Origin of the sequence: Nocardia sp. NPDC127606 (genome assembly GCF_042671725.1) — a bacterium.
GTDB lineage: Bacteria > Actinomycetota > Actinomycetes > Mycobacteriales > Mycobacteriaceae > Nocardia.
On record NZ_JBHXWQ010000003.1, the window covers coordinates 801,647 to 817,999 of the forward strand.

A 16,353-nucleotide genomic window follows, 5' to 3' on the forward strand; every position below is an offset into this window, starting at 1 on the left:
CACGCTGTCACCCGGACGTGGCAGCATGGAGAACGTATGACGAAACCAGTAGAACCCACAGAATCCACATCGGCCGAGCACACCACCGCGGCCGATCCCGACGTCGCCGCCGATCGCGGTGACGTCGATGATGCGCTGGCCCGCCACGCGGCCCGCATGAAACAGCCAGGTTGGGCGGCCGATCCAACCGTCGGCGAGATGCAGCTCGACGAGCGCTCCTCGCTGAGACGCGTCGCCGGGCTGTCCACCGAGCTCACCGACATCACCGAGGTCGAATACCGCCAGCTGCGCCTCGAGCGCGTTGTGCTGGTCGGTGTCTGGACCACCGGCAGTGTCGCCCAGGCCGACGCGAGCATGGTCGAGCTGGCCGCGCTCGCGGAGACGGCGGGCTCGGAGGTCCTCGAGGCGCTGATCCAGCGCCGCGACAAGCCCGACCCGGCCACCTACATCGGCTCCGGCAAGGCCGAGGAGCTGCGCACGGTCGTTCTCGACACCGGCGCCGACACGGTGATCTGCGACGGTGAACTCACGCCCGCGCAGCTCACCGCGCTGGAGAAGGTCGTCAAGGTGAAGGTCATCGACCGCACCGCGCTGATCCTCGACATCTTCGCCCAGCACGCCACCTCCCGCGAGGGCAAGGCCCAGGTCGCGCTGGCGCAGATGGAGTACATGCTGCCGCGCCTGCGTGGCTGGGGTGAGTCGATGTCACGTCAGGCCGGTGGCCGCGCGGGCGGCGCCGGCGGTGGCGTCGGCACCCGAGGTCCTGGTGAGACCAAGATCGAAACCGATCGTCGCCGCATCCGCGAACGGATGGCCAAATTGCGCCGCGAGATCCGGGAGATGAAAACCGCCCGCGACACCATGCGTGCTCGCCGCACCGAGAGCGGGGTGCCCTCGATCGCGATCGTCGGCTACACCAACGCGGGCAAGTCCAGTCTGATGAACGCGCTCACCGGCGCGGGCCTGCTCGTGCAGGACGCGCTGTTCGCCACCCTGGACCCGACCACCCGCCGGGCCGCGCTCGACGACGGCCGCGAGATGGTGTTCACCGACACCGTCGGCTTCGTCCGCCACCTGCCGACCCAGCTGGTCGAGGCCTTCCGCTCGACCTTGGAAGAGGTCACCGGCGCCGATCTGCTGCTGCACGTCGTCGACGGCGCCGACCCGCTGCCGCTCGAACAGATCAAGGCGGTGCGCGAAGTGATCACCGACGTGATCAGGGAGCAGGGCACGCCGGCGCCGCCGGAACTGCTGGTGGTCAACAAGATCGACGCCGCCGACCCGAACGAGCTCACCCGGTTGCGCGGCATGCTGCCGCAGGCCGCCTTCGTCTCCGCGCAGACCGGCGCGGGCGTGGAGGAGTTGCGTGAGCGGCTCTCGGAGGTGCTCGGCGGACTCGATGTCGACATCAGTGTGCTGCTGCCCTACAGCCGTGGCGACCTGCTCGCCCGCATCCACGCGGACGGCCGGATCGTCACCGCCGAGCACGAGGAGGGTGGTACCCGGGTTCGCGCACGCGTGCCGCACGCGTTGGCCGCCGCCCTGTCCGAGTACGCGCACTCCGGTCCCGCGGAACCGGTACTCAGCTGATCTTTTTCGCTGATTTGCCCGCCGGTTGCGGACAAATGCCGATGCGACACGGGGATTTTCGAACGCTATGGTCGAATATCGACAGCAGGAGGGTGTTATGTCGAACGACCATCAAGGTACGGAAAATGTGACGAAGAACAGGGTTGCGGTGGGCGACCCTGTTCTCTCGGATGGAGCGCCGCTGAACCCGGCGCCGAGTGAATGGGACATCCGCGCGTTCGAGGCGGTGCTCGCGCCGCTGCGGGCGTGGACCAGCCCGAAGTTCTACGGTCTGGACAACATTCCGGCCGAGGGGCCGGTGCTGATCGTGGCCAACCACAATCTGCTCGGCGGGATCGACGCACCGCTGATCATGCCGGAAATTCTGCGCGTGCGCGGCAGGCTGGTGCGCGGTCTGGCCGAGCATGTGCTGATGGTGCCCGGCGTGCGGGATTTCCTGCATCATTTCGGCGCGGTCCGCGGTACTCGCTCGAACTGCCTGGCGCTGCTCGAGCGCGGGGAGGCGGTGGTGGTGTTCCCCGGCGGTGGCCGCGAGGCGATCCGCCGCACCGGCGAGAAGTACGAGCTGAAGTGGGAGGGTCGCACCGGTTTCGCGCGGATGGCGATCCAGGCGGGGGTGCCGATCGTGCCGCTGGCGATGATCGGCGTCGACGATGCCTACGACATCGTCTTCGACGGTCAGCACCCGGTGATGTCGCCGCTGCGCTGGACGTGCCGCCTGCTCGGGATCAATCCCGAGCTGAGCCCGCCGCTGGTCAAGGGCGTCGGCCCGACGCCGCTGCCCCGCCCGGAGCGGTTCTATTTCTCGGCGGGCGCGCCGATCGACCCCACACCGTGGATGGAAGCCGACGACATCGACGGTGCCTCCGCTGATCTGCGTGATGTGGTGCGCAAGGGGCTGGAGGAAGAACTGCAGTTCCTGTTCAACGAGCGTGACCGCGACGGCGGTCGCACGCTGGTCGGCCGCCTGCGCAACGCGCTGCCCTGGTAGTCGCAATCGCCTGATCGGCGGGATCGGCGCCGCGAGGCAGACGCGCTCATGGGGGTGTGGAATGTCCGCGGTGCCGATCTCGTTACCCCAGTTATGCGGACTAGGGTCCGGATAGTGAGAGGGTGGCGATGATCGTGAGGGAACAGGTCCAGGTCGTGCCCGGCGCCGACCGCAGGCGCTGGCGCAACGAATGGCTCGACTCGCGCCAGTCGTTCCCGGTCACCGGCAACTTCGTGCTCGAGGACTACGCGCACGGGCTGCTGCTCGTGCACAACGAGGACATCGTCGACCCGGGCGAGGGCTTCGACACCCATCAGCACCGCGACACCGAAATTCTCACCTGGGTACTGGAAGGCACAGTGGTGCACCAGGATTCGACCGGACACTCGGGCCTGATCCGTCCCGGCCTCGCGCAGCGGATGAGCGCGGGCGCGGGCATCCTGCATTCGGAGCGTAACGGGGCGGGCTACCGGGAGAAGGAGCGCCTGCACGTCGTGCAGATGTGGATCCCGCCGGACGCGACGGGCGTCGCCCCGAGCTACCAGGAACTCGATATCGAGGGTGAACTCGCCCGCAATACGCTGGTGCCGGTGGCCTCCGGGATGCCGCGCCATCGCGGCGAGACGGCGATCGGCATCGGCAACCGGCATGCCGCCTTCCATGTCGCGCGGCTGGACCCGGGTCAGGCCGTCACGGTCCCCGACGCCCCCTACGGTCACGTCTTCCTCGCTCGTGGCACCGCCGACTACGAGGGCTACGGCACCCTGGAACAGGGCGACGCCGTCCGTCTGACAGCGACTGGCGGCCACCGCGTCACCGCGGTGACCGCCGCCGAGCTGCTGATCTGGGAGATGGCCGCGACCGCGCGCCGCTAGACCTTGCGGATGACGGTGACGACCTTGCCCAGGATTTGCGCGTCGTTGCCGGGGATCGGCTCGAAGTGCGGGTTGTGCGGCATCAGCCACACGTCCTTACCGCTGCGTTTGAAGGTCTTCACGGTGGCCTCGCCGTCGATCATCGCGGCGACGATGTCGCCACCCTCGGCGACATTCTGCTGCCGCACCACGACGAAGTCGCCGTCGCAGATGGCCGCGTCGACCATCGACTGGCCGACGACCTTGAGCAGAAACAGTGATCCCTCACCGACGAGTTCGCGCGGCAGCGGGAACACATCTTCCACGGCCTGCTCGGCCAGGATCGGGCCACCGGCGGCGATCCGGCCGAGGACCGGGACGAAGGTCGGGGTCGGGCGGCTCGGGTCGACCTCGTCGGTCTGCTGGGGCAGCGTGGTGACCGAGCGGACCGCCTCGTCGAGCCCGCGGACATTCACTGCGCGTGGCCGGTTCGGGTCGCGACGTAGGTAGCCCTTGCGTTCGAGGGCGCGCAGCTGATGAGCCACCGAGGAGGTGGAGGTGAGGCCGACCGCGTCGCCGATCTCGCGAATGCTGGGCGGGTAACCTCGTTCGGTCACCGAGGAGCGGATGACATCGAGGACCGTGCGTTGACGCACGGTGAGATCCGTTCCGGATCCCGATGTGACGGTGCCGGTGCCGCTTTCGTCACCCGTGTCGTCTGTGTGGGTCACCGTGTCCCGCCCTTCCAGTTGTCGAATTCGCCATCTCGAGGCTAGTCGTGCCACGCCGAACTATCAAACATCTGTTCGAGCATGTCGGGCGTTTCGTGCTGACAGCGGCCCGGGGATCTGGTAGAAATCGAACATCAGTTCGTCGCACAGGTGTTCGAACGGCGGGAGGCATTGCCGCCTCACCAGTACTTTCTCGCAGCAGCGGAGCACACCACCCCGGAGGTTCTTCCGATGAGCACAGCAACCAGCGCCCTGCGTTCCACCGACCCCACCGCCGCCCCGGAGCCCGTGCTCCGCCGGCGTCGGTCCGCCCGCGCCCCACGACCTTTCGCCTTGGTTCGACCGGCGATGCCGCGGCCGGCGGACATCGAGCATCCCGTTGTCGAAGCGTCCTCGACCGCGCCCCTCGCAGGACCTGCCGCGCCCCGTCGGGTCGCGCCCGCGCCCGCGAACGTCGCGCGCAGTATCGTCCGCTCCGGTGTGTTGAGCCCGCCCGCGAACGGCCTGCCCGCGGCCGAACCCGCCGACATCGTCCGCGCCCCGCGGCGGATCGAACTCACCGACGCCGAACTCGATCTCGCCTTCGCCACCGTGCCGCGCAGTGCACCCGCGCGCCGACCCCGTGAGGTCGTTCGCCCACCTGCCGATCGCGGCCCGCGGCACCGCGCGCCGCACAGCGACCTCTCGCTCTATGCCCGCGGTCCCGTGCGCACCGGCCGCGCGCAGGGCGTCCACCCACTGCATCGGGTCGAGCAGGCCAAGGCCGGGTTCGCCGCGCTCGCCGTGACGGCACTGGTGACCGCGCTGATCGTTGTCGCTTTTCTCGGGCTCGCCCACGTGCGCGCGGGTAGTTTCGTCGACCACGTCGACTCGACGACACCGGGCATCTCGGAGCAGGCGCAGTTCGGGTCCGGAGCGCAGCCCGAGCCGGGGCGATGAGTCGAGAATCGCTGCGCGGAAACATTTTCGGAGGGGTTTTCGGCATCGTGCGAGATCGTCGGTATCGACGAATCGCACCCTGGAACTAGAACACGTTGCTACGGTGACGGGCATCCTGAATCGGGGCGGGGGCCCCGGTCGAAACCGGATGCGAGGTCTCGGTGCGCCGCTGCACGATCGCTCTACTGCTCGGTGTGGTGCTCGGTGCCCTACTGACACCCGCCGCGCACGCGGTTCCCGCCTACACCGAGTACCTCGACCTCCCCGCGCTCAACGGTGCGGGCGAATACGGTGGTGGGCTGCACCCGGCGCTGCCCTCGACGCAGCAACCCCTGCGGAACGCACTGACCCAGGCGCGCGACGACGGCATCGACCCGACGCGGTACGCGACGCTGCTGCACCAGTACTGGCTCGTCGTGGCCACCGACAACGCCGCGATCGACCTCGAAGCCTGGGCGCCCGAGCGTGGCGTCGCGGCCAATTCCGCCACCTTCAGCCAGGTGTACGTGAACTACTTCCGCCTCGCCGCCACCCGCTCCGATCTCTACTGGGCGGGCATGGCGGGCATCGCGGGCGCGTCCTTCGCCGCCGGCTTCTTCGACATCGGTGACATCGCCGCCGGTGTGTCCGTGGGCGGAATCCACGAACTCGGAAACGCTGTCGCCGACCTGCTGCGTGCCACCCCACCGGAACTGCTCACCGGCGTCCCGGCCGATATCAGCGGCCTGGCCGCCCTCGGCCCTCGGCTGACCGCCGACGACCTCGCCTGGTATCAGACCCGGCTGATAATCATGCAGAAGCACATCTTCATCGACCTGGTCCCGATGCACGAGGCCTATCTCGCCGACGGGATGGCGGGCATCGAGGAGATGTCCGCGGCCGGCCTGCTCGACGACGGTATGCGGGTGGCCTGGACCGGGATCGACGGCGGCACCGAAGCGGGCCGCGGCGACGCGCTGGTGGTCATGGCCGATCGGGAACAGAACCAGATCGTCGCCGACCAGTGGGATGTGACCGCACGCGGTCGTGCCGGTATGGGTCGGGTGCTCACCTACGTCACCACGGTCGCGGGCAAGCCCGACGTCCCCGGCACCCGTGCTCCCGGCGTGTACGCCCCGGTCACGGTGTGGTCGCCGATCGCCGCGGGGCGGCCGCTGGGTCTGCGGGCGCCGCTGCCCGCGTTCAACTGGGCCGACCGCGAGACCCGCTGGGACTACATCACCGCCGACCTGCTGCCCCGCCATCTCGACCTCGCGACCGACGCGGCGCACGCGGTGACGGTGTATCGCGAACCGTTCACCGTCAAGCTCGACCGGGGCCGGATGCTCGCCCGGTTACCCGACATCATCGCGGACCTGACCACGCAGTGGCAGGTTGTGCCATCCTGACCGGTATCCTGTCAAGAGCCATGGAATAGAAATGCGCATCGACGAAGGAACCCTCGGATGCATTGCCCGTATTGCCGACACCCCGACTCGCGCGTCGTCGACTCGCGGGAAGTCGAGGAGGGCACCGCGATCCGCCGCCGTCGTTCCTGCCCGAGCTGTGCGCGCCGATTCACCACTGTCGAGACCGCGATCCTGTCGGTGGTCAAGCGCAGTGGCGTGACCGAGCCGTTCAGCCGCGAGAAGGTGATCGTCGGAGTGCGCCGGGCCTGCCAGGGCCGTGAAGTCGATGACGACGCCCTGAACCTGCTCGCCCAGCAGGTCGAAGACGCGGTGCGCGCCAAGGGATCGCCCGAGGTGCCCAGCCACGAGGTCGGCCTCGCCATCCTCGGCCCCCTGCGCGACCTCGACGAGGTGGCCTACCTGCGCTTCGCCTCGGTGTACCGATCCTTCACCAGCGCAGCCGATTTCGAACGCGAGATCACCGAGATGCGTGCTGCTCGCGCGGTTGCCGTGACCGACTGATCCACGCCCCCGGCGCCGGATGTTCAGCGTCGGATCGAGCTGATCGCCTTCTCGATGCGCTTGGCCGACACCGGGTACGGCGTACCCAGCTTCTGGGCGAACAGGCTGACGCGGAGTTCCTCGATCATCCACCAGATCTCGGTGACGTCGCGCGCGTTCTTGCGCGCCGGGGGCAGCGCGCCGACGAGCTTGTCGTAGGCGGCGAGCATCCGATCCACCTCGACCATGGCCTGCCGGTCGCGCACCGCCGAACCCGGCAATGATTCCAGGCGCTGAGCCGCCGCGAGGAGGTAGCGCGGGAGTTCGCGCAGCCGCACCCGGCCCCATTCGGCGACGAAGCCGGGGAACAGGAGGTCGTCGAGCTGCTGGCGCACGTCGTCGGCGATATCGGTTTCGAGAGTGTCGGCCAGCGCGGCACGCGCCTGCTGGGCGGCGGCCAGCACGGGCACGACGGTACGGATCAGCGCGACGACCGCCGTGGACAGTTGCGGGCGGACGGCGGCCACCAGCTTGTCGAACTCCTCCGGCGAGCGAACCGGGCCGCCTGCCTTGGCGATCAGTTCGTCGGCGGCCGCGGTCCGGCAGTCCTCGACCAGCTTGTCCAGGGAACCGTCGGGGTTCTGACTCAGCGCCAGCCGATCGCGGGCGGGCAGTCCGGCGGTGACCGCCCGCGTCGAGGTGGGGATCGCGGCGAGCAGCAGGGTGCGCACACCCGCCCGCATCGCGGCCGCCTGTTCGCCGGGTGAGCTCAGGACACGTACCGCGACGCCCTCGCCCTCGGGCACGAGTGCCGGGTACCCGGTCACGGTTTGGCCGGCGACCTCGCGGCTCACGGTCGGCGCGACCGAACCGAGCGACTCCGAGGTCCACACCGTCGCGGGGGCACGTTCGGCGCCGGCCGTCGCCCGCGCGACCGAGGCCGAAACCTGATCGGCCAGTGCCGCTTTGAGCTGTTGCAGGCTCTTGTTCTTGGCCAGCACCTTGCCGCTCTGATCGACCGCGGCGAAGGTCATCCGCAGGTGATCGGGCAGTGCGGTGGGGGAGAGGTCGTCGGTGGTGATGGTGACCGCGCCCAGCCGCGACAGTTCCCGTGCGAGCCCGGTGCGCAGGGGTTCGGCCCGCGGAGTCAGCCCCCGCAGGGCCGCCGACGCGAAGTCCGGCGCGGGAACGACCGCGCGCCGCAGTGTTTTCGGGAGCGTTTTGATGAACGAGGCGGCCAGTTCCTCACGCATGCCGGGCACCAGCCAGTCGAAGCCGACCGCCCGCACGTGCGCGAGCTGTTCCACCGGTATCCGCGCGGTGACGCCGTCGTCGTCCTGGCCCGGCTCGAACTGGTAGGTCAGCGGGAAGCTGAGCTCACCCTGGCGCCAGGCGTCGGGGAAGTCGGTCGGGTCCAGGCTGGCGACACCGGCATTGACCACGGTGTCGGTCGAGAAGTCCAGCAGCGAAGGATCATTGCGTTCGGTTTTGCGCCACCAGCTGTCGAAATGGCGTACCGACACGATGTCGGCGGGGATGCGCTTGTCGTAGAACTCGAACAGCACTTCGTCGTCGACGAGGATGTCGCGGCGCCGTGCCCGATGTTCGAGGTCGGCCACATCGTCGATGAGGGCGCGATTGCGGGCGAAGAACCCGTGCCGCGTTTGCCATTCGCCCTGCACCAGGGCATGGCGAATGAACAGCTCGCGCGACAGTTCCGGGTCGATGCGCCCGAAGTCGACGGGGCGCCCGGTCACCAACGGCACGCCGTACAGCGTCGCGCGCTCGTAGGCACGCGCCGACCCGCGCTTGGCCGACCAATGCGGTTCGGAGTAGGTACGTTTCACCAGATCACCGGCGAGCCGTTCGGCCCACTCCGGCTCCACCTTCGCCGCGATCCGCCCCCACAGGCGCGAGGTCTCCACCAGTTCGGCCGCCATCACCCAGCGCGGCGCCTTCTTGGCCAGCGACGACCCGGGGAAGATCATGAACTTCGCATTGCGCGCCCCGAGGAACTCGCGCGATTCCGCCTCACGCACTCCGATATGCGAGAGCATGCCCGCCAGCAGTGACTGGTGGATCTGGGCGCTCGGCCACGGCATCGCGGCGTCGTCGGCCGAATCCGCCGACCCGGCCACGGGTTTCGCGGATCCCGTGTGCTGCCCACGCGTTGCTGCCCCACCACCGCGTCGAGACCGTCCACGTGCCTGGCTGGAGTCTTTGCCCCTGGAGCCGACGGCACCGTCCGCTGTGGTGAGGGAGTTCGCCGGTCCTCGGCTCGCGCCCGCGTCGTTCCAGCCCATCCCGCGGGCGATGGTGCGCAACTGACCGTGCAGGTCCTGCCACTCCCTGATGCGCAGGTAGTGCAGGAACTCGTCGCGGCACATCCGGCGGAACTGGTTGGACGACAGCGATTTCCGCTGCTCGGTGAGGTAATCCCACAGCCGCAGGTAGGCCAGGAAGTCCGAGCCCTCGACGACGAAACGCGCGTGCTGGGTGTCGGCCGCCTGCTGGTGCTCGACGGGCCGTTCGCGCACATCCTGGATCGACAGCGCCGCGACGATGATCAGCACCTCGTCGAGGCACCCGTTGCGCTGCGCTTCGACGAGCATGCGCGCCATCCGCGGATCCACCGGCAGCTGCGCCATCTCCCGCCCGATCGGCGTGAGCGTGAGATGGTTGCCCGAATCAGACTCGCCGTCAACAGATTTCGTGCTGCCGTGCGCCAGCGCGCCCAGCTCTTCGAGCAGGGCGATACCGTCGCGGATGGCCCGGCGGTCGGGGGCCTCCACGAACGGGAAACTCTCGATATCGCCCAGCCCCAGCGCCGTCATCTGCAGGATGACCGCGGCGAGGTTGGTACGCAGGATCTCCGGCTCGGTGAACGCGGGCCGCGCCTCGAAATCGTCCTCGGAATACAGCCGGATGCAGATGCCGTCCGCCACGCGGCCACAGCGACCCGATCGCTGCCGTGCCGAGGCCTGCGAGACCTCTTCGATCGGCAGGCGCTGCACCTTCGTGCGCATCGAATAGCGCGAGATGCGGGCGGTGCCGGGGTCGATGACGTAGCGGATGCCCGGCACGGTCAGCGAGGTCTCGGCGACATTGGTGGCCAGCACCACCCGGCGACCGGTGTGCGGGGCGAACACCTTGTGCTGCTCGGCAGCCGACAGTCGCGCGTAGAGCGGCACGATCTCGGTGCGGGGGAGTTTCAGGTCGCGCAGAGCGTCGGCGGTGTCGCGGATCTCGCGTTCGCCCGACAGGAACACCAGGACGTCACCGTCGCCCTCGGCGAACAATTCGACGACCCCGTCGGTGATGGCGTCGGTGGGGTCGCGGTCGACGACCCGGGTGTCCTCGTCGTCGTCGGATCCGGGCAGTTCCAGCGACAGCGGCCGGTACCGCAACTCCACCGGATACGACCGGCCCGACACTTCGACGATCGGCGCCGGCGTGCCCTGCGCGTCGGCGAAATGGCGGGCGAACAGTTCGGGATCGATCGTCGCCGAGGTGATGATCACCTTGAGATCGGGCCGCTGCGGCAGCAACTGCTTCAGATACCCGAGCAGGAAGTCGATATTGAGGCTGCGTTCGTGGGCCTCGTCGATGATGATCGTGTCGTAGCGGCGCAGCATCCGGTCGCGCTGGATCTCGGCGAGCAGGATGCCGTCGGTCATGAGTTTGACCAGCGTGCGATCCGACGCCTGATCGGTGAAGCGGACGGTATAGCCGACCACGTCGCCGAGCTCGGTGCCCAGTTCCTCGGCGATGCGTTCGGCCACGGTGCGGGCGGCGAGCCTGCGCGGCTGGGTGTGACCGATGGTGCCGCGGATCCCGCGACCGAGTTCGAGACAGATCTTCGGGATCTGGGTGGTCTTGCCCGAGCCCGTCTCACCGGCCACGATCACGACCTGGTTGGCGGCGATGGCCGCGGCGATGTCGTCGCGGCGCGCGGAAACCGGGAGTTGTTCGGGGTAGGTGATCTGCGGAAGCGCCGCGCGGCGATTGGCCACGCGGGTCTCGGCGGTGGCGATCTCGGCCTCGACGGCGGGTAGATCGTCGGGGCGCGCACGGTCGAGCTTGCGCCGGAGCCGATGTTCATCGCGCAGCGAGACCTCCGCCAGGCGGGTGCGCAGCGCGCGGGTTCCGGTGCTAGCTGTCCTGGTCATTGCGCCTACCAGCCTAGCGAAGCCCGCCACCGGTTTTCCCCCGCGTCGCCCGCTCGCACCGTCGCGGAGACCAACGACACACCACGACACCCGGCCGTCACGGTCCGCGCGTCCGGTCGGCACCGCGCGACGCGACGGCCGTGCGCACACGAACTCCCGGTCAGCGGGGGTCGGTCGTGCGAGGATCCGGGCATGAGCGGTCAGCAGGCACCTCGCGTCGTCACGCGGGTCGCCCGGCCATGCGGAAGGGACACAGCATGAGCGCATCGGTGCGAACGGCGTGGTGGATCAGGGCCTATCGGCTCGGTTTCGGGCTGCTCGGAATCCTCGCCCTGGTGTGGATCCCGCTGCGAAACGTCGACACGGCGACGTTCTCGCTCACGAACTATCTGAGCTACTTCACCATCGAGTCCAACATCCTGGCCGTGCTCGTGCTGCTCGTCGGTGGCCTGGTGGCGCCGCAGAGCCCGCGCTGGCAGATATTTCGCGGCGCGGTGACCCTGTACATGCTCATCACGATGGTCGTCTACGCGGTTCTGCTGGCCAACGTCGACGTAATGCTCACCGACAAGTGGATCAACGATGTCCTGCATCGCATCCTGCCGCTCGTCCTGCTGCTGGACTGGTTGTTCGTGGCGATGGCGCAACGCCTGCGACCCACCCTCGAACTGATCGGCCTGTGGCTGATCTTCCCGGTCGCCTACGGCGTCTACAGCCTGATCCGCGGCCCGATCGTCGACTGGTACCCCTACCCGTTCATCGACCCACGGACGCAGGGATACGTGTCGCTGACGATCGGGTTGGCGGTGTTGCTGGTGGTGTTCGTCGTGCTCGCGGTCGCGATGGCCGGCTTGGGAGATCTGCCCGCTCGGTGGCGGGAACGCAAGTCCGAAGGCTGACCCGGCGGCGGGCCCGGTGCGCGCCTGTCGGCGCAGTGGGGTAAATGTGGAGCCATGAATGCGCTCTGGCATGGATTCGCCGATATGGGTGCCGTCGATCGTGACGGTGCGTTCGTTGTCGCTCGCGGCGAGGGCGCCTACGTCTTCGACACCGCGGGCAAGCGGTACCTCGACGCCACCGCCGGGCTGTGGTTCGCCAATGTCGGGCACGGTCGCGGCGAGATCGCCGATGCCGTCGCCGATCAGCTGCGCACCATCGCGCACTACTCCAACTTCGGCGACATCACCGAGGCGCCCACCCAGGAACTCGCCGAGAAACTCTCGTCGATCGCCCCCGTTCCGGGCAGCAAGATCTTCTTCACCTCCGGCGGTTCCGACTCGGTGGAGACCGCGGCGAAGCTGGCCCGTCGCTACTGGCACGAGCAGGGCCGCACCGACAAGAAGATCCTGGTCGGGCGACGTCTGGCCTACCACGGCATGCATTACGCGAGCACCGCCCTCGGCGGACTGGCGCCGAACAAGGAGGGCTACGGCGTGCTGGTGGACGACACCCGCACCGTCGAATGGCACGACGCGAAGTCCCTGCTCGCCCTGATCGAAGAGGTCGGCGCCGAGCGGATCGCCGCGTTCTTCTGCGAACCGATCATCGGCGCGGGCGGGGTGTACCTGCCGCCCGAGGGTTACCTGGCCGAGGTCCGCCAGATCTGCCGCGACCACGACATCCTGTTCGTCGCCGACGAGGTCGTCACCGGTTTCGGCCGCATCGGCGGCTCCTGGTTCGCCTCCACCCGCTTCGACCTGCAACCCGACCTGATGACCACCGCCAAGGGCCTCACCTCCGGCTACCTCCCGATGGGCGCGGTCTTCATCGCCCCGCACCTGGCCGAACCCTTCTTCGCCGGCGGCACCTGGTTCCGCCACGGCTACACCTACGGCGGCCACGCAGGCGCGGCCGCCGCGGCCCTTTCCAACCTCGCCATCGTCGAACGCGAAGGCCTCTTGGAAGAAGCCGCCCGCCTCGAATCCACCCTCCACACCGCGTTGGCGCCGTTGGCCGACCACCCCCGCGTCGCGGAAGTCCGCAGCGGACTCGGCGCAGTGGCGGCCGTGCAGCTCGCCGACCCGTCCGAGGGCCCCGGTCTGGTGAAAACCCTGCGTGAACACGGCATCTCGGGCCGCGCCGCCGGTGGGGGCGCCATGCAGATCTCGCCGTCGTTCGTCATGACCGACGCCCAGGTCGCTGAACTCGCCGACGGATTCGCCCGCGCCCTGGGCTGATTCGGGAGTCGATCGACGTCGGGCCCGTCGGCGAAACTCGCTGGCGGGCCCGGAGCCGCGCGGGCTAGCCTGCCCCTGTTCTGATCGAACAGGGGGAGGACCTGCGTGCAAGCATCGGTGACCGTGACACCGGACCAACTACCGGAACTGCTGCTGCATGTCGCGGTGGTGCGGCCGGTATTCCTGTGGGGTGCACCGGGAATCGGGAAGAGCTCGCTCGTGCGGACCTTCGCCGATTCGCTCGGCCTGGAGTGCGTCACCCTCCTCGGCACCCAGCTCGCCCCCGAAGACCTGATCGGTGTCCCGCAGATCGTCGACGATCGCAGCCGCTTCGCACCACCGGAGCTGATCGCGCGTCCGGAGCCCTACTGCCTGTTCCTCGACGAACTCAACGCCGCCGCACCGGAAGTGCAGAAGTCGTTCTATTCGCTGATCCTGGACCGCCGGATCGGGACCTACGAACTGCCCGCCGGTTCGGTGGTGATCGGTGCGGGCAATCGCGCCACCGACAACGCGCTCGCCCGGCCGATGGCGTCGGCACTGGTCAACCGGATGGTGCACCTGCACCTGCGCGCCGATGTCGACGACTGGCTGAAGTGGGCCGCCACCCACGACATTCACCCCTGGATCATCCGCTACCTCACCCAGCGCCCCGATCACCTGTGGTCGGCGCCGCCCAAGACCGAGGCACCTTTCTCCACGCCGCGCGGCTGGCACATGCTCTCCGACGCCCTGCACTCCTGCGGCGACGACATCGACGACACGACCCTGCAGGTCCTCGCCGCGGGCACGCTCACCCCCGGCCACAGTTCCGGCTTCCGCGCCTTCGTGAAAACGATTCGCCACGCCTACGACCTGGACGCGGTGATCAAGGGTGACGCCGGGTGGCCGCGCGACCCGGCAGACCGTGACCTGCTGTACTTCCTGTCCGAGACGATGCGCGCCCGGCTGATCAAGGATCTCCCCGGCGATCGCGCGCACACCTCGCCGACGGTGCAGCGCTTCGTGCTGCGCGCCAAGTCGCTGCTGGTGGAACTCGCCGAGATCTCGGTGGAATGCGCGCAACTGGTGATCGCCTCCGATGCCGACGGGATGCCGGTGCTGCCGTCGTGGTTCCTCATCGAGGTGTCGCGGGATCTGCCGCGCCTGGCCGCGCGGCGCTGAGATGGCTACCGCACGCAAGCGGCGCACGGTCGCGGATCCGTGGCAGCAGGCGGTCGACGACGGCTGGAAGGCGGCGTGCGCCCACCCGGCGTTGCGGCCGCTGGCCACCCAGCTGTACCGCCTCGACGAGCGAACTCCTCGTGCGGTGTGGGCACGGCTGAGCGGCAGTTACGTGGGCTATCACCCGAAACGACGTGCCACCGCACAGGAATGGGCATGGGTGTTCGCGCATTGCTTGCTCCATGCCGGATTCGGTCACCTCGATCCGCGAAACACGGTGTCCGCCAACATCACCGGCCTCGATCCGGGTGACCCCGAAGGCCGGCGAGAGGTGCGCGCACCGCATCCGGCCTATCGTGCGGCCTGCTGCGCCGCCGTCGACACCTACCTGACGACGATGAAGATCGGCACCCGCCCCACCGACATCCCGCCGACGCCCGAGTTGGCCGACGAGCACGCTGCCGCTGCCCGGTGGCGCGATACGGCAGTGCCGGATGCCTTCGCGCGCACCGGGTTCGCCGACTTCCTGCTCACCTCGGCCGAGACCGCGAAACGGGTCGACAACCCCGCCCGGTTCGCGAGGGGGATCGCGGCCGCCGCCCGTGCGGCGTTGGCCACCGCGGGCGGCGAGCGCACCGCCGAAGGCGTACTGCGCCACCGCACCCCGTGGGACAGCGCGCTCGGTTGGTTCGTGTCGTCGTTCCCGTTGCTCGGCGCCCTCGCCGCGGGCATGACCGTTGTCGCCGACGCGGAACTCGCCCGCAGCTGGAATATTTCGATCGCCGCGGTGAATGCCGAAGCCGCCGAGATCTATGTCAACCCGCTGATCGGATTCGGTGAGCAGCAGTGGCGGTTCGTGCTCGCGCACGAAATGCTGCATGCCGCACTCCGTCACGGCGAACGCGCCGACTGGCGCGACCACTACCTGTTCAATATCGCCTGCGACTATGTGGTCAACGGCTGGCTGGTCGAGATGAACGTCGGTCAGATGCCCGAAGGACTGCTCTACGACCCGGCGCTGAAAGGCTGTTCCGCCGAGGAGATCTACGACCGGATCGCCGTCGACCTGCGCAGGCTCCGCAAACTCGCCACTCTGCGCGGCCGCGGTCTCGGCGATGTCCTCGGTGAACCGCTGGCCCATCCCGGCAGCGCGGGCCGCTATGTCGACCTCGACGAGTACTACCGCAGCGCGCTGACGACGGGGTTGGCCTACCACACCGACAGTGGCCGCGGATATGTCCCGGCCGCACTGGAACAGGCGATCCGCGCACTCGACCAGCCACCGCTGCCGTGGGATGCGCAGCTGGCCCAGTGGTTCGACGAACACGTTCCCACCATCGACAAGCGGCGCAGTTATGCCCGCGCCTCCCGCCGACAGGCCTCGACACCCGACATCCCGCGACCGGCGTGGGTGCGCCCCGAGGAGAACGTGCGGCTACCGACCTTCGGGGTAGTCCTCGATACGTCGGGTTCGATGGACGTAACCCTGCTCGGCAAAGGGCTCGGCGCGATCGCGTCCTACGCGCTGGCCAGAGACGTGCCACGAGCCAGAGTCGTCTACTGCGATGCGGCCGCCTACGACGCGGGCTACCTGCCGGTGGAGGAAATCGCCGCCGGTGTGCGGGTCCGCGGGCGAGGCGGCACGGTCCTGCAGCCCGGCATCCGCCTGCTCGAACGAGCCGAGGACTTCCCGGCCGACGGCCCGATTCTGGTGATCACCGACGGGCAGTGCGACGCGTTACGGATCCGCCGCGAACACGCGTTCCTCGTCCCCGCGGGTGCTTGTCTACCGTTCGCCCCCAAGGGGCCGGTCTTCCGCTTGCGCTGAGCCGACATCCCGGTAGGGGCT

The 16,353-nt window shown here is 68.9% G+C and carries 12 protein-coding genes; 10 read left to right on the plus strand and 2 right to left on the minus strand.

Going from position 1 to position 16,353, the window contains the following annotated elements; genetic code table 11:
* The first annotated feature begins 156 nt into the window (after positions 1–156).
* The 3 genes from hflX to ACFVJ5_RS19300 all read left to right on the plus strand — a co-directional run bounded on the left by hflX (position 157) and on the right by ACFVJ5_RS19300 (position 3,456).
* Positions 157–1,590 (plus strand): GTPase HflX, encoded by a 1,434-nt coding sequence (gene hflX / locus ACFVJ5_RS19290; RefSeq protein WP_379221935.1) that lies wholly within the window; start codon positions 157–159, stop codon positions 1,588–1,590.
* A gap of 127 nt (positions 1,591–1,717) precedes the next feature.
* Positions 1,718–2,581, plus strand: coding sequence for a lysophospholipid acyltransferase family protein (locus ACFVJ5_RS19295; protein WP_379221738.1), 864 nt, complete (start codon positions 1,718–1,720; stop codon positions 2,579–2,581).
* Between the two features lie 128 nt (positions 2,582–2,709).
* The gene (locus ACFVJ5_RS19300; protein WP_379221937.1) at positions 2,710–3,456 is read left to right on the plus strand and encodes a pirin family protein; all 747 of its coding nucleotides are present in this window, start codon (positions 2,710–2,712) and stop codon (positions 3,454–3,456) included.
* On the opposite strand, the gene lexA is transcribed toward ACFVJ5_RS19300, so the two are convergent.
* Positions 3,453–4,091 (minus strand): transcriptional repressor LexA, encoded by a 639-nt coding sequence (gene lexA, locus ACFVJ5_RS19305; RefSeq protein ID WP_266295581.1) that lies wholly within the window; start codon positions 4,089–4,091, stop codon positions 3,453–3,455. The two genes, ACFVJ5_RS19300 and lexA, sit on opposite strands and share 4 nt — an antisense overlap.
* Positions 4,092–4,397: 306 nt before the next feature.
* On the opposite strand from lexA, the gene ACFVJ5_RS19310 reads away from it, so the two are divergent.
* The 3 genes from ACFVJ5_RS19310 (at position 4,398) to nrdR (ending at position 7,015) form a co-directional block, all read left to right on the plus strand.
* The gene (locus ACFVJ5_RS19310; RefSeq protein WP_379221740.1) at positions 4,398–5,105 is read left to right on the plus strand and encodes a hypothetical protein; all 708 of its coding nucleotides are present in this window, start codon (positions 4,398–4,400) and stop codon (positions 5,103–5,105) included.
* A gap of 161 nt (positions 5,106–5,266) precedes the next feature.
* On the plus strand, positions 5,267–6,493 hold the full coding sequence (locus ACFVJ5_RS19315) for a hypothetical protein (RefSeq protein ID WP_379221742.1): 1,227 nt from the start codon (positions 5,267–5,269) through the stop codon (positions 6,491–6,493).
* 57 nt (positions 6,494–6,550) lie between these two features.
* Positions 6,551–7,015: a transcriptional regulator NrdR gene (gene nrdR / locus ACFVJ5_RS19320; protein WP_379221743.1), complete on the plus strand. Its 465-nt coding sequence runs from the start codon at positions 6,551–6,553 to the stop codon at positions 7,013–7,015.
* A gap of 23 nt (positions 7,016–7,038) precedes the next feature.
* On the opposite strand, the gene hrpA is transcribed toward nrdR, so the two are convergent.
* Positions 7,039–11,163, minus strand: coding sequence for an ATP-dependent RNA helicase HrpA (gene hrpA / locus ACFVJ5_RS19325; protein WP_379221745.1), 4,125 nt, complete (start codon positions 11,161–11,163; stop codon positions 7,039–7,041).
* A gap of 257 nt (positions 11,164–11,420) precedes the next feature.
* Between hrpA and ACFVJ5_RS19330 the strand changes: the two genes are divergently transcribed.
* The 4 genes from ACFVJ5_RS19330 to ACFVJ5_RS19345 all read left to right on the plus strand — a co-directional run bounded on the left by ACFVJ5_RS19330 (position 11,421) and on the right by ACFVJ5_RS19345 (position 16,332).
* Positions 11,421–12,062 (plus strand): Pr6Pr family membrane protein, encoded by a 642-nt coding sequence (locus ACFVJ5_RS19330; protein WP_379221747.1) that lies wholly within the window; start codon positions 11,421–11,423, stop codon positions 12,060–12,062.
* 54 nt (positions 12,063–12,116) lie between these two features.
* On the plus strand, positions 12,117–13,340 hold the full coding sequence (locus ACFVJ5_RS19335; RefSeq protein ID WP_379221749.1) for an aspartate aminotransferase family protein: 1,224 nt from the start codon (positions 12,117–12,119) through the stop codon (positions 13,338–13,340).
* 105 nt (positions 13,341–13,445) lie between these two features.
* The gene (locus tag ACFVJ5_RS19340; protein WP_379221750.1) at positions 13,446–14,504 is read left to right on the plus strand and encodes an AAA family ATPase; all 1,059 of its coding nucleotides are present in this window, start codon (positions 13,446–13,448) and stop codon (positions 14,502–14,504) included.
* Position 14,505: 1 nt separating this feature from the next.
* The gene (locus ACFVJ5_RS19345; protein WP_379221752.1) at positions 14,506–16,332 is read left to right on the plus strand and encodes a hypothetical protein; all 1,827 of its coding nucleotides are present in this window, start codon (positions 14,506–14,508) and stop codon (positions 16,330–16,332) included.
* Positions 16,333–16,353 lie beyond the last annotated feature (21 nt).

Excerpts from the sequence above, each read along its gene's own strand:
- hflX (WP_379221935.1), top strand. The coding sequence starts at position 157 with ATGAAACAGCCAGGTTGGGCGGCCGATCCAACCGTCGGCGAGATGCAG.
- ACFVJ5_RS19300 (WP_379221937.1), top strand. The coding sequence starts at position 2,710 with ATGATCGTGAGGGAACAGGTCCAGGTCGTGCCCGGCGCCGACCGCAGG.
- ACFVJ5_RS19310 (WP_379221740.1), top strand. The coding sequence starts at position 4,398 with ATGAGCACAGCAACCAGCGCCCTGCGTTCCACCGACCCCACCGCCGCC.
- nrdR (WP_379221743.1), top strand. The coding sequence starts at position 6,551 with ATGCATTGCCCGTATTGCCGACACCCCGACTCGCGCGTCGTCGACTCG.
- hrpA (WP_379221745.1), bottom strand. The coding sequence starts at position 11,163 with ATGACCAGGACAGCTAGCACCGGAACCCGCGCGCTGCGCACCCGCCTG.
- ACFVJ5_RS19330 (WP_379221747.1), top strand. The coding sequence starts at position 11,421 with ATGAGCGCATCGGTGCGAACGGCGTGGTGGATCAGGGCCTATCGGCTC.
- ACFVJ5_RS19335 (WP_379221749.1), top strand. The coding sequence starts at position 12,117 with ATGAATGCGCTCTGGCATGGATTCGCCGATATGGGTGCCGTCGATCGT.
- ACFVJ5_RS19345 (WP_379221752.1), top strand. The coding sequence starts at position 14,506 with ATGGCTACCGCACGCAAGCGGCGCACGGTCGCGGATCCGTGGCAGCAG.